At 57.6% G+C, this 14,420-nt stretch carries 4 protein-coding genes and 2 rRNA genes; all 6 read left to right on the top strand.

All coding sequences use genetic code 11. The annotated features are described in order from the left end of the window. Positions 1–97 precede the first annotated feature (97 nt). Positions 98–664, top strand: a complete 567-nt coding sequence (locus tag BKA12_RS07665; RefSeq protein ID WP_183642149.1) for a DUF6328 family protein — start codon at positions 98–100, stop codon at positions 662–664. 120 nt (positions 665–784) lie between these two features. After that, a complete protein-coding gene (locus BKA12_RS07660) occupies positions 785–2,956 on the top strand; it encodes an alpha-1,4-glucan--maltose-1-phosphate maltosyltransferase (RefSeq protein ID WP_338087464.1) in 2,172 nt (723 codons plus the stop codon). Next, a complete protein-coding gene (gene treS, locus BKA12_RS07655; RefSeq protein ID WP_183642146.1) occupies positions 2,949–4,742 on the top strand; it encodes a maltose alpha-D-glucosyltransferase in 1,794 nt (597 codons plus the stop codon). The genes BKA12_RS07660 and treS overlap by 8 nt, the downstream gene beginning before the upstream one ends. Positions 4,743–4,746: 4 nt before the next feature. Then, positions 4,747–8,550 carry a 1,4-alpha-glucan branching protein GlgB gene (gene glgB / locus BKA12_RS07650; protein ID WP_246361630.1) on the top strand — a complete coding sequence of 1,268 codons (3,804 nt, stop codon included), beginning with the start codon at positions 4,747–4,749 and terminating at the stop codon, positions 8,548–8,550. 605 nt (positions 8,551–9,155) lie between these two features. After that, positions 9,156–10,679: ribosomal RNA gene (locus BKA12_RS07645) — 16S ribosomal RNA — on the top strand. A 538-nt stretch (positions 10,680–11,217) separates the two neighbouring features. Then, positions 11,218–14,317, top strand: a 23S ribosomal RNA gene (locus BKA12_RS07640). The 16S and 23S rRNA genes sit together here, the layout of an rRNA operon. The last annotated feature ends 103 nt before the right edge of the window (positions 14,318–14,420 follow it).

The following is a 14,420-nucleotide window of genomic DNA, read 5'->3' as shown; positions in this document are numbered from 1 at the left end:
AGCGCCATCATTGGGGTGGAAGCGCTTACACTAGGGAGAATTGCCATCGTCCGGAGAGGCCTTTGAGGCCGCGAGAAAATCACTGAGCGAAGGATCCATGGGAACCGCAGAAGACAACGATCGAGACTCGAGCGACCGCAAGCGACGTGCTTATGGGGACTGGCAGCTCGACGCTGATTCGGGCCGTCATGAGACGCCTTCGGAGAAGAGCGACCGGCAATGGACGGACATTCTCCAGGAACTTCGCGTCATGCAAACGGGCGTGCAGCTCATTGCTGGCTTCCTGCTGACCCTCCCGTTCCAAGCGCGCTTTGACCGGTTGGATCCTTTCGGAGTGGACCTCTACTTGGGGACCATGCTGCTGGCCGGCGTCACGATTGTGTTCATGCTGATCCCCGTTGCACTTCACCGCGAATTCTTTGGCCGTCATTTGAAATACCAGTTGGTTGATTCCGGGCATCTCATTCTGCGCACCGTGGTGTGGCTCGTGGGAATCCTGATGGCGAGCGCCATCACGCTGGTGTTCTACGTGGTCGCTGGGCCAATCGCCGGGCTGGTAGTTGCTCTCGCTACCGTGCTGGGCCTAGTGATCGCACTCTTGGTGTACCCGGTGTGGCGGCTGAAGCGCGCCAAAGAGCATGAGAAGTTGTCTGACGTTTATTAGCCCTTGCTCGGCATCTGAGCGGGCTACGGCCGCAAAATCTTCGGCATAAAACCGCACAATTAGCCGCGTCTTGGGCGCAGGGCTTGGATATGCGACTGAATTGTCGCTAGTTTCTTAACTGTGAGCTATGGAAAAGCCGATTACGGCCGAATCCCCGTGACCGAAGTTCAACCGACTATCGAGGGCGGAAAGGTTCCTGCGAAAGCTTTCGCGGGAGAGGAAGTCACCGTTTCCGCCGTGGCGTTCCGAGAAGGCCATGACCAACTCGGTGTCTCCGCAGTGCTCTATGACCCGCATGGGCGCGAACGTCAACGCGTCCGGTTGAAGCCTGGCGCGCCAGGTCTCGACCAGTGGCACGGTAGCCTGCGCCCAGACTCCGAAGGACTCTGGGAATTCGAGATCGAAGCCTGGGATAGTCCCTATGACACGTGGGTTCACGATGCCGGCGTGAAGATCGCCGCCGGTGTGGACACCGAGCTCATGATTCAAGAGGGCATCAAGCTCTTCTCCATGGCCGCCGACGCCGCTGCCGCCAACACCCAGGAGTCAGCGAGCTCGCGCGGTAGCGCAGCCCTTGAGGCGCTCAGCAAGTTCGTGGGCAACAAGCACAAGATTCCTGAATCCGCAGCGCTGTTGCCCGAGCACGAGGCAATTCTTCGCGGTGCTGTGGAAGGTCTTTCTGACACCACCCGCGAGCCGCTTGATCGCTTTGCGGCTGGCGTGACTCCCGAGGTCACGAAGCTGCTCGCCGAGCGTCCATTGCGTCGACTCGTCACCTACAGCGGCAAGTTCCCGCTCAACGTGGAACGCGTTGCCGCCGGTAACGCCGCTTGGTACGAATTCTTCCCGCGCTCCGAAGGCGCCGTGTTCAACGAAGAAACCGGAACGTTCACGTCCGGAAACTTCCGCACGGCCATTGCTTCGCTAGATCGCGTGGCAGATATGGGCTTCGACGTCATTTACATGCCGCCGATCCACCCGATTGGCCGCGCGCACCGCAAGGGTCCTAACAACACCCTGCATGCCGGCGAGCACGATCCAGGTTCACCTTGGGCTATCGGTTCGCCTGACGGTGGACACGACGCGATCCACCCAGACTTGGGCACGGTCGAGGACTTCGAAGCCTTCGTTCACGCTGCCAAGCAGCGCGGACTCGAGGTTGCTCTCGACCTCGCGCTCCAAGCCAGCCCGGACCATCCGTGGGTGCAAGAACACCCAGAATGGTTCACCACTCGGGTCGACGGAACGATCGCTTACGCCGAGAACCCGCCGAAGAAGTATCAGGACATCTACCCGATCAACTTCGACAACGATCCAAAGGGCATCTACAGAGAGGTCCTGCGCGTCGTCAATTTGTGGATTGATCGTGGCGTCAAGATCTTCCGCGTGGATAACCCGCACACCAAGCCGCTGCAGTTCTGGGAATGGCTCATCCACAAGGTGAACAAGGAACACCCAGACGTGATTTTCTTGGCCGAGGCTTTCACGCGTCCGGCCATGATGGGAGCACTTGGCAAGGCTGGCTTCCAGCAGTCCTACACGTACTTCACATGGCGCAACACCAAGGATGAGCTCTACGAGTACTTGGGCCACGTTTCGCAGGATTCCCCTGCGTACTTCCGCCCGAACTTCTGGGTCAACACCCCAGACATCCTGACGGAGTACTTGCAGTACGGTGGCCAGCCAGCGTTCAAGATCCGCGCGATCCTTGCCGCAACGGCCACTCCGCTGTGGGGCATGTACGCGGGCTTTGAGCTGTGCGAGCACGTGGCACGCCCGGGCGCCGAAGAGAACATCGACAACGAAAAGTACGAGTACAAGAACCGCGACTTCGCTGCCGCCGCAGCCGAAGGACGCTCGATTGTGCCGTTGATTCGTCGCCTCAACGAGATCCGCAAGACGCATCCAGCACTGGGTGATTTGCGCACTCTGCGCTTGCACCCCACCTCGGATGACGCCACAGTGGCCTTCTCCAAGACGCGTCACGCACAACCGCAAGGTGTGCTCACGGACGCAAGCGGCGGCGTCGTACCGGAAGGAAATACGGGCGACATCGATACCGTCATTGTGCTGGTCAACACGGATTCGCACTACGCCCGTGAAGGACAAGTTCAGCTGGATCTCGCCGCCCTCGATTTGCGGCCCGAGGATCTCACCGACCACGGCACGTTCCTGGTGGACGACCTTCTTTCCGGCGAAACGTGGGAATGGGGAGCGGAGAACTACTACCGCCTCGATCCACACCACCGCCCTGCCCATATTCTGTCAATCCGCCGAGGTATTCGTGGCTAATCCGTACCAATTGCACGCACCCGGAATTTCGCACGACCCCGATTGGCACCGCAAAGCGGTGTTTTACGAGGTCTTGGTTCGCGCATTTGCCGACTCCAACGGCGACGGCGTGGGTGACCTCTCAGGTTTGATCGACAAACTGGACTACTTGCAGTGGCTCGGCATCGATTGCCTCTGGGTGCCACCGTTCTTCAAGTCGCCCCTCAAAGACGGCGGCTATGACATCTCGGATTACGAGGACGTGCTGGACGAATTCGGTACGCTCGGTGACTTCCGCCGACTCGTCTCTGAAGCGCACGCTCGCGGGCTACGCGTCATCATCGACCTGCCCATGAACCACACGAGCGACCAGCACCACTGGTTTCAGGAATCCCGCCGCGATCCAGACGGACCCTACGGCGATTTCTACGTGTGGAGCGATACGGACGAGAAGTACCAAGACGCCCGCATCATCTTCATTGACACTGAGGAATCGAACTGGTCCTTTGACCCGGTACGCCGCCAGTTCTACTGGCACCGCTTCTTCAGCCACCAGCCGGACCTGAACTTTGAGAACCCGGCCGTGCACGAAGCCATGTTCAACGTGGTGCGCTTCTGGCTGGACGTGGGCGTGGACGGCTTCCGCGCGGACGCCATCCCGTACCTCTACGAGGAAGACGGCACCAACTGCGAGAACTTGCCGGGAACGCATGACTTCTTGCGGGATCTCCGTGCGCTTGTGGACAAGGAATACCCGGGACGCATCATCATCGCCGAGGCCAACCAGCCGCCGGCAGAAGTGGTGGAGTACTTCGGCAGCGAGGAAAACCCGGAATGCCACATGTGCTTCCACTTCCCGATCATGCCGAAGATCTTCTACGCACTGCGTAATCAACAGGCTGAGCCCATTATCGAGGCTATGGAGCACACCCCGGCGATCCCGAACGGGACGCAGTGGGGCACGTTCTTGCGTAACCATGACGAGCTGACACTCGAAATGGTGACGCCGGCAGAGCGCGAAGCGATGTTGGGCTGGTACGCACCGGATTCGCGCATGCGCGCCAACGTGGGTATTCGCCGTCGCTTGGCGCCGCTGCTGGATAACTCCCGCTCCGAGCTTGAGCTCATCCACGCCCTGTTGCTTTCCCTGCCGGGCAGCCCGTTCTTGTACTACGGCGACGAAATCGGTATGGGCGACAACATTTGGCTGGAAGACCGCGATGCTTCCCGCACGCCAATGCAGTGGAACCCGGACCGCAATGCTGGATTCTCGAGCGCGGACCCAGGCAAGCTGTACCTGCCGGTCATCCAGTCGCTCGTGTACAACTACACCACCGTGAACGTGGAGCAGCAGTTGGCTCATTCGTCCTCGATGCTGCACTGGTTGCGGCAGATGCTGGGCGTGCGCCGTCAGCACCCGGTCTTCGGCATGGGTTCGTACCGCAGCGTGGAGTCGTCCACTTCTCAAGTGCTGGCTTTCCTGCGCGAAGCGACGGTCGTTCCGGATGCCGAAGAGTGGCAGATGGAATCCGGTGCTGCGGAGCAGATTTTGTGCGTTTACAACCTGTCTCAGCACCCGGTCAGCGCTGAGCTGGACTTGCCGGATTACGCGGGACGCGGTTTGCGCGATGTCTTTGGTGGACACGTCTTCCCGCCAATTGGCGAAGACGGAAAGACCACGATTTCGCTGGGATCCCAGGGCTTCTACTGGTTGCGCTTGCGTTCCCCGAAGTCAGATATCACGTCGACAGCGACTACGTCACTGCCGGTCATCACCCCTTTTCAAGGACGCCAGGAGGCGAGCTAAGACCATGAGCAATGTCGAGAGCACCATGACCCCTAACAACGAGGGCGGGGAGTTGTTGTCGCTGTTGTCGGAATGGCTCGAGCAGCAGCGCTGGTTCCCGGCTCGCGGGCGTGACTTCACGTTGCGCGTTGCGGGTTCGGTGGAATTGGATGATCCCCGCAGGGTGGCAGAGCTGCAGTCATTACTGGTGGCGGTAGATTCGCCGAATGCCGAGACGGCTGTGGTTCACGTGCCGTTGGCGGTGCGTCCGCGTCCGCTCTTGGCCGCGTCTGATGACGAGCAAGACGAGGCTGATGCCGCGCTCATTGGGCTCCTTTATGGTGGTTCGGGTGAGCCGACCTTCGTCTACGACGGCACGCATGACCCAGCCTTCGTGACCGCATGGCTGGAAATGGTGCGCCGGGGCAACCGCACGGGCGGGGCCGAAGGACGTCCTTTGGCTGAGTTCGCGGAGCGTGCCGAGTTCGTGGGCTCACTGTCCGCAGGCGTGCTGGGCGGCGAGCAGTCCAACACCTCCGTAGTGGTTGGCTCCGCCGAAGGCGACGTCATCATCAAGTTCTTCCGTGTTCCGGTCTCCGGCGTCAATCCTGACGTTGAGCTGGGCTCGCTCCTCACGCAGGGCGGTTCCGAGGACGTCCCGCAAACCCTCGGCGAAGTCGTGGGCACGTGGGATACGGGCACTAGCGCTGACGAAGCGAAGCCCGAATCCGGTTCCCTTTCCGTGATTCGCGAATTCATTCCGGGCAGCAAGGACGCATGGCGTATCGCGTCGATTGCCGCCATCCAGGGCCGCGATTTCACGCGCGAAGCTCGCGAAATTGGCCGCACCACGGCACGCGTGCACGCATCGTTGCGTTCGGTCGCGGGGACCCGTTCCCTTGAGGACGACGACGCAGCTCGCTTCACGCAGTCCCTTCGCGGACGCGTTGAGCGCGGATGGCGAGCCGTGGGTTCCGCGGTGGGCGACTACGACGAGCAGATCGACGGCGTGCTCAGCGAGATGGGAAACATCCGCGAGCTCCCCGTGTTGCAGCGCATTCACGGTGACTATCACTTGGGCCAAGTGCTCCGCTCCAGGGCGCGCGGCTGGACCGTGTTGGACTTTGAAGGCGAACCTCTCCGTGCCGCGGACGAGCGCTCGCAGAACGATGTTGCTTTGCGCGACATCGTGGGCATGCTTCGCTCTTTCGACTACGCCGCGGGCGTGGCCGATCACCACAATGAGAGCGATGAGCCGACTGACCACTCCGCATGGGCACGCTCCGCTCGCGAAGCTTTCCTTGTGGGGTACGCGGAAGAATCCGGCGAAACTGTAGACACCAACTCGGCGCTCTTCAAGGGATTGTGGCTGGATAAGGCGCTCTACGAAGTCGCGTACGAGCAGCAAAACCGTCCTTCGTGGATTCCGGTTCCAGCTCGAGCCGTGCGTGAAGTCTTGGAAAGCCACTCCGTGAACACCGTAGACGATGTTTCGGAAAGCCACCCGGCTACTGAAAACACTGCGGCAGCCGCAACCCCAGTGGTAGCCGCGGCCTCGGCTGGAACCGTAGCAGCGGCGTCGTCCTCAAATAGTGACGCAACCGCAACTGAAGAGCAGCCGGCACCGGTCCGCATGGCCCGCGATATCAAGCCGCTCGCTGTCTCGCAGGAGGTCCTGCAGGCTGTGGGCAACGGCGAGCACTTCGCGCCGCACTCGGTGCTGGGCGCGCATCTGCATGACAACGAGTTCGTGACCATTCGTGTGCGCCGTCCTTTTGCGGAGGGCGTTGAGGTTATCACCAAGAACGGTTCGCTACCGATGCATCACGAGCATGCCGGCGTATGGACCGCGGTGTTGAAGGCTGAAGTGCCAGGCCGCGTGCCGGACTACCGCATTTCCACAAGCTGGAATGGCGACGACAACGTGGTGGAGGACGATCCTTACCGCCACTTGCCAACCCTCGGCGAAATGGACATGCACCTCATCGGTGAAGGTCGCCACGAGCAGTTGTGGGAAGTCCTCGGTGCGCACGTACAGCGGTATTCCTCCATTTTGGGCGAAACCGTGGGCGTTAGCTTTGCCGTGTGGGCTCCGAATGCGCAAAGCGTACGCGTCAAAGGCACGTTCAATAACTGGGATGGCTCCGTGCACGCGATGCGCTCGCTGGGCCACACGGGAATCTGGGAAATTTTCGTCCCAGGTGCCGCGGCCGGCGACGTGTACAAGTTTGAAATTCGTGGCCAGGACGGCCAGTGGCGAGACAAGGCTGATCCGCTCGCGCGCGCTACCGAAATTCCGCCGCTCACGGGTTCCGTGGTGGAGGAAAGCAACTATGCCTTCGGTGACGACGAATGGATGGAGCGCCGCACGTCGGTGAATCCGCACAACGGACCGATGAGTGTGTACGAAGTGCACTTGGGCTCATGGCGTCCGGGACTGAGCTACCGCGAAATGGCACACCAGTTGGCTGAGTACGTGGGCTGGCAGGGCTTCACTCACGTGGAATTCTTGCCTGTTGCCGAGCATCCGTTCGGCGGATCGTGGGGTTACCAGGTCACCGGTTACTACGCACCAACGTCGCGTTTCGGTTCGCCGGATGACTTCCGCTACCTCGTGGACACCCTGCACCAGGCCGGAATCGGCGTGATTGTGGACTGGGTTCCTGCGCACTTCCCGAAGGACGAATGGGCGCTGGCGAAGTTTGATGGCCAGCCTCTCTACGAGCACCCGGATCCACGTCGCGGTGAGCACCCGGACTGGGGCACGCTCATCTTCGACTTCGGCCGCAACGAAGTTCGCAACTTCTTGGTGGCGAACGCACTGTACTGGTTCACCGAGTTCCACATTGATGGATTGCGCGTGGACGCTGTGGCGTCGATGCTCTACCTCGATTACTCGCGCGAACACGGACAGTGGGAGCCGAACGCTTTCGGCGGCCGCGAAAACCTCGAGGCCATCACCTTCTTGCAGGAAGTCAACGCGACTTCCTACCGTGTGGCACCGGGAACCGTCATGATCGCGGAAGAATCCACTGCGTTCGATGGCGTCACCCGTCCTACCAACCATGGCGGCTTGGGCTTCGGCATCAAGTGGAACATGGGCTGGATGCACGACACCCTCGAGTACATCCAAGAAGACCCGATCAACCGCGCGTGGCATCACGACAAGATGACGTTCGGTCTGGTGTACGCCTGGACCGAGAACTTCATCCTGCCGATTTCGCATGACGAAGTGGTGCACGGCAAGGGTTCGCTCTTGCGCAAGATGCCGGGCGATCGATGGAAGCAGCTCGCGAATGTGCGCGCGTACTTGGCGTTCCAGTGGACTCACCCGGGTAAGCAGCTCATCTTCATGGGTACCGAATACGCGCAGGATGCCGAGTGGAGCGAGGCCGCTGGTCTTGACTGGTGGCTCACCGAGAAGCCTGAGCACAAGGGTGTCCAGCACATGGTCAAGGAATTGAATCGCGTGTACACGGAGAACTCGGCGCTTTGGGAGTTGGACAACGATCCTTCTGGCTTCCAGTGGATTGATTCCAATGACAGCGCGGGCAACACTTTGGCCTTCGTGCGCCGCAACCGTGCGGGCGAACAGGTAGTTGTTGCTCTCAACTTCTCCGGCGCACCGCGCGAGGGATACAACTTGGGTCTGCCGGCTGCGGGGGAGTGGGAAGAGATCTTCAATTCCGACGACGCCGCTTGGGGCGGATCGGGAGTCGTTGCGCAGGGAGCAATTTCCGCAAGCAACGATGCCAAGTTCGCGATGCCGGCTAGCGCAACCGTGACTCTTCCGCCGTTGGGAGCGGTCATCTACCGGGTCAAGAACTAGTAAGTTCGCTGAGTTTCCGGGCTTCTTGAGCCTGGCGATCTGAAGTGAAGACCTAAATATCTGAAAATGACGCCGCAAAGGTGACGCAGCTCTCGAAAAAGAGTTTCGTCGCCTTTGCTCGTTAACCGCCTGTTTACCTTCGTTGGGTCCCGCAAAGATCAGCGTAATTCCGGGGTTTTTCTGACTCGCGCAGCGCGAGGAGGGTCCCGATTTGCAAAGGGGTTCCAGTCCGGGTAAAGTTTTATCTCGCGCCGCTCGCCGGAAAGAAAGTCTGAAAGACGAAATTCCTGGTGAAAAGCGCAAATCACGAATACGATGTTCACCTTCAGTTTGACTGAAGTTCACGAACAGAGTAAAGTGAATAAGCCGCCACGACGGAGATTGAGAAATGGTTCTCGATGGAAGTTTGGTAGGTGTCTGTTGTTTGAGATCTCAATAGTGTGTCATGTTTGTTGATACCGATTGTTTTATATCGGTAATAACTGCCTGATGGTGAATGGCTGCTTTTGTGGTTGTTTGTTGTTGGGTTTTTTATTGCTGGGTTTGAATTTGGTGCCATCGTGTAACGCGTTTTCCCGTGTTGTGTTGGTGGTGTCTGTATTTTTTTTACGGAGAGTTTGATCCTGGCTCAGGATGAACGCTGGCGGCGTGCTTAACACATGCAAGTCGAACGATGATGCCTAGCTTGCTAGGTGGATTAGTGGCGAACGGGTGAGTAACACGTGAGTAACCTGCCCCTGACTCTGGGATAAGCCTGAGAAATTGGGTCTAATACTGGATATGAACATTTGCCGCATGGTGGGTGTTGGAAAGATTTTTTGGTTGGGGATGGACTCGCGGCCTATCAGCTTGTTGGTGAGGTAGTGGCTCACCAAGGCGACGACGGGTAGCCGGCCTGAGAGGGTGACCGGCCACACTGGGACTGAGACACGGCCCAGACTCCTACGGGAGGCAGCAGTGGGGAATATTGCACAATGGGCGAAAGCCTGATGCAGCGACGCCGCGTGAGGGATGACGGCCTTCGGGTTGTAAACCTCTTTCAGTAAGGAAGAAGCGAAAGTGACGGTACTTGCAGAAGAAGCGCCGGCTAACTACGTGCCAGCAGCCGCGGTAATACGTAGGGCGCGAGCGTTATCCGGAATTATTGGGCGTAAAGAGCTCGTAGGCGGTTTGTCGCGTCTGCCGTGAAAGTCCGGGGCTTAACTCCGGATCTGCGGTGGGTACGGGCAGGCTAGAGTGCAGTAGGGGAGACTGGAATTCCTGGTGTAGCGGTGAAATGCGCAGATATCAGGAGGAACACCGATGGCGAAGGCAGGTCTCTGGGCTGTAACTGACGCTGAGGAGCGAAAGCATGGGTAGCGAACAGGATTAGATACCCTGGTAGTCCATGCCGTAAACGTTGGGCACTAGGTGTGGGGGACATTCCACGTTTTCCGCGCCGTAGCTAACGCATTAAGTGCCCCGCCTGGGGAGTACGGCCGCAAGGCTAAAACTCAAAGGAATTGACGGGGGCCCGCACAAGCGGCGGAGCATGCGGATTAATTCGATGCAACGCGAAGAACCTTACCAAGGCTTGACATGGACTAGATCGCCGCAGAGATGCGGTTTCCCTTCGGGGCTGGTTCACAGGTGGTGCATGGTTGTCGTCAGCTCGTGTCGTGAGATGTTGGGTTAAGTCCCGCAACGAGCGCAACCCTCGTTCTATGTTGCCAGCACGTTATGGTGGGGACTCATAGGAGACTGCCGGGGTCAACTCGGAGGAAGGTGGGGACGACGTCAAATCATCATGCCCCTTATGTCTTGGGCTTCACGCATGCTACAATGGCCGGTACAAAGGGTTGCGATACTGTGAGGTGGAGCTAATCCCAAAAAGCCGGTCTCAGTTCGGATTGGGGTCTGCAACTCGACCCCATGAAGTCGGAGTCGCTAGTAATCGCAGATCAGCAACGCTGCGGTGAATACGTTCCCGGGCCTTGTACACACCGCCCGTCAAGTCACGAAAGTTGGTAACACCCGAAGCCGGTGGCCTAACCCCTTGTGGGAGGGAGCTGTCGAAGGTGGGACTGGCGATTGGGACTAAGTCGTAACAAGGTAGCCGTACCGGAAGGTGCGGCTGGATCACCTCCTTTCTAAGGAGCATCTAACACCTGTCGCACAGCATCACATGATGTTTGTGTGTGGTGGTAGAAGTTACCCGCTATCTCGTACTTGTGTTGCGAGGGCGTGGTGCTCATGGGTGGAATATCAACAAATTTGCTGCGCATTCTCGTGCCGGCACGTTTTGTTAGTACAACCAGGACCAACCATTTCGGTGGGAGGTCAGGGTGAGGAAGACAAGACGAGTCTGGTGAATGGATGGGTGGTTATGACACATTATTGGGGCCTGAAACAACAGGCCATCCACAAACAAGAGAATCCGTTGGGGTTTTTGTGTGTGTGGAGGGTTGTTGTTTTGAAGGTGTCTGCATGCTGCTAACACGGTTGAAACCATAGTGTTTCTTCTGGTGTGGGGTGTGTGGGTTGTTGTTTGGGAACTGTATAGTGGACGCGAGCATCTAACAATCGCAATTTATTGTGGTTGTTGTTTTCTGCAAATATATCCGAGTAATAATTTTGATTGTTCTTGTGTTTGTTTAGTGTTTGTTCTTGCTTATGAGCTTTTTGTGTTTGTAAGTTTTTAAGGGCGCATGGTGGATGCCTTGGCATTGGGAGCCGATGAAGGACGTGGGAATCTGCGATAAGCCTGGTGGAGTTGATAACCGAGCGTTGATGCCAGGATCTCCGAATGGGGAAACCCTGCACGTGTTATGACGTGTAACCAATATCTGAATTCATAGGGTATTGGGGGAAACGCGGGGAAGTGAAACATCTCAGTACCCGTAGGAAGAGAAAACAAAAGTGATTCCGTTAGTAGTGGCGAGCGAACGCGGAAGAGGCTAAACCTGTGGTGTGTGATACCTGACGGGGGTTGCATCATGGGGGTTGTGGGGTTACCACGTACGATCACCGTTTTGGGTCGTGAAATGTGTATGCACTGAGGTGAATGGGTTGGGAAGCCCGACCGTAGACGGTGAGAGTCCGGTAACTGGTCTGTGTGTACAGGTTTTTGTGGTGATACCCGAGTATCACGGGGCTCGAGGAATCCCGTGTGAATCTGCCAGGACCACCTGGTAAGCCTAAATACTACCCAATGACCGATAGCGGATTAGTACCGTGAGGGAATGGTGAAAAGTACCCCGGGAGGGGAGTGAAATAGTACCTGAAACCATGTGCTTACAAACCGTCAGAGCATCCTTGTAGGTGTGATGGCGTGCCTTTTGAAGAATGAGCCTGCGAGTTAGTGCTGTGTCGCGAGGTTAACCCGTGAGGGGAAGCCGTAGCGAAAGCGAGTCTGAATAGGGCGTTTGAGTGGCACGGTCTAGACCCGAAGCGGAGTGATCTACCCATGGCCAGGTTGAAGCGCGTGTAAGAGCGCGTGGAGGACCGAACCCACTTCAGTTGAAAATGGAGGGGATGAGCTGTGGGTAGGGGTGAAAGGCCAATCAAACTCCGTGATAGCTGGTTCTCCCCGAAATGCATTTAGGTGCAGCGTTACGTGTTTCTTACTGGAGGTAGAGCTACTGGATGGCTAATGGGCCCCACCGGGTTACTGACGTCAGCCAAACTCCGAATGCCGGTAAGTGAGAGCGTAGCAGTGAGACTGTGGGGGATAAGCTTCATAGTCGAGAGGGAAACAGCCCAGAATGCCGACTAAGGCCCCTAAGCGTGTGCTAAGTGGGAAAGGATGTGGAGTTGCTTAGACAACCAGGAGGTTGGCTTAGAAGCAGCCACCCTTGAAAGAGTGCGTAATAGCTCACTGGTCAAGTGATTCCGCGCCGACAATGTAGCGGGGCTCAAGCACACCGCCGAAGTCGCATCATTCAACTTTTGTTGGATGGGTAGGGGAGCGTCGTGTATGGGGTGAAGCTGCCGGGTAACCGATGTGGTGGACTGTACACGAGTGAGAATGCAGGCATGAGTAGCGAATGACGGGTGAGAAACCCGTCCGCCGAATGATCAAGGGTTCCAGGGTCAAGCTAATCTGCCCTGGGTTAGTCGGGACCTAAGGCGAGGCCGACAGGCGTAGTCGATGGACAACGGGTTGATATTCCCGTACCGGCGAAAAACCGTCCCATACCAATATCGTTTTCTGCTAACCACCCCAAAGATACTTTCTTCTCCTTCGGGAGATGGTTGTATTCGCGGCGTGGGACCCGGGAATGTGAGGTCAGCGTATTAACAGGTGTGACGCAGGAAGGTAGCCGGGCCAGGCAATGGAAATGACCTGGTCCAAGGGTGTAGGCCGAGTCATAGGCAAATCCGTGACTCACATAAGGCTGAGACCTGATAGGCGCCCACAATCGTGGGTGATCCGGTGATCCTCTGCTGCCAAGAAAAGCATCGACGCGAGGTTTTAGCCGCCCGTACCCCAAACCGACACAGGTGATCTGGTAGAGAATACCAAGGCGATCGAGAGAATCATGGTTAAGGAACTCGGCAAAATGCCCCCGTAACTTCGGGAGAAGGGGGGCCCCAACCGTGAAACCCACTTGCTGGGTGGAGGCGGATCGGGGCCGCAGAGACCAGGGGGAAGCGACTGTTTACTAAAAACACAGGTCCGTGCGAAGTCGCAAGACGATGTATACGGACTGACTCCTGCCCGGTGCTGGAAGGTTAAGAGGACCTGTTAGCGCAAGCGAAGCGGAGAATTTAAGCCCCAGTAAACGGCGGTGGTAACTATAACCATCCTAAGGTAGCGAAATTCCTTGTCGGGTAAGTTCCGACCTGCACGAATGGAGTAACGACTTCCCCGCTGTCTCAACCATGAACTCGGCGAAATTGCAGTACGAGTAAAGATGCTCGTTACGCGCAGCAGGACGGAAAGACCCCGAGACCTTCACTATAGTTTGGTATTGGTGTTCGGTGCGGTTTGTGTAGGATAGGTGGGAGACTGTGAAGCGGGCACGCTAGTGCTCGTGGAGTCATCGTTGAAATACCACTCTGACCGTACCGGATTCCTAACTTCGGCCCATAATCTGGGTCAGGGACAGTGCCTGATGGGTAGTTTAACTGGGGCGGTTGCCTCCTAAAGAGTAACGGAGGCGCCCAAAGGTTCCCTCAGCCTGGTTGGCAATCAGGTGTCGAGTGTAAGTGCACAAGGGAGCTTGACTGTGAGAGAGACATCTCGAGCAGGGACGAAAGTCGGGACTAGTGATCCGGCGGCACGTTGTGGAACGGCCGTCGCTCAACGGATAAAAGGTACCTCGGGGATAACAGGCTGATCTTGCCCAAGAGTCCATATCGACGGCATGGTTTGGCACCTCGATGTCGGCTCGTCGCATCCTGGGGCTGGAGTAGGTCCCAAGGGTTGGGCTGTTCGCCCATTAAAGCGGTACGCGAGCTGGGTTTAGAACGTCGTGAGACAGTTCGGTCCCTATCCGCTGCGCGCGCAGGAAATTTGAGAAGAGCTGTCCTTAGTACGAGAGGACCGGGACGGACGAACCTCTGGTGTGTCAGTTGTACTGCCAAGTGCACCGCTGATTAGCTACGTTCGGACAGGATAACCGCTGAAAGCATCTAAGCGGGAAGCCCCCTTCAAGATAAGATTTCCATACACATAAGTGTTGAAGGCCCCCAGCTAGACCACTGGGTTGATAGGCAGGATGTGGAAGCGAGAACTAAAGACTCGTGAAGCTGACCTGTACTAATAGGCCAACAACTTACAACACACCCACCACACACCACCCTAGTAAAACAGGACTGGTTGATTATGAGTGGGGAAGAACAAAACAGCAGAAACTGCCGCGTCCACCATACAGCACCGAAACAAC

The organism is Neomicrococcus lactis (assembly GCF_014200305.1).
GTDB lineage: Bacteria > Actinomycetota > Actinomycetes > Actinomycetales > Micrococcaceae > Neomicrococcus > Neomicrococcus lactis.
This window is presented reverse-complemented; position numbering and strand designations above follow the sequence as displayed.

What these genes read in the sequence shown, in the direction of transcription:
- glgB (WP_246361630.1), top strand. Translation starts at nt 4,747, where the DNA reads ATGAGCAATGTCGAGAGCACCATGACCCCTAACAACGAGGGCGGGGAG.
- BKA12_RS07665 (WP_183642149.1), top strand. Translation starts at nt 98, where the DNA reads ATGGGAACCGCAGAAGACAACGATCGAGACTCGAGCGACCGCAAGCGA.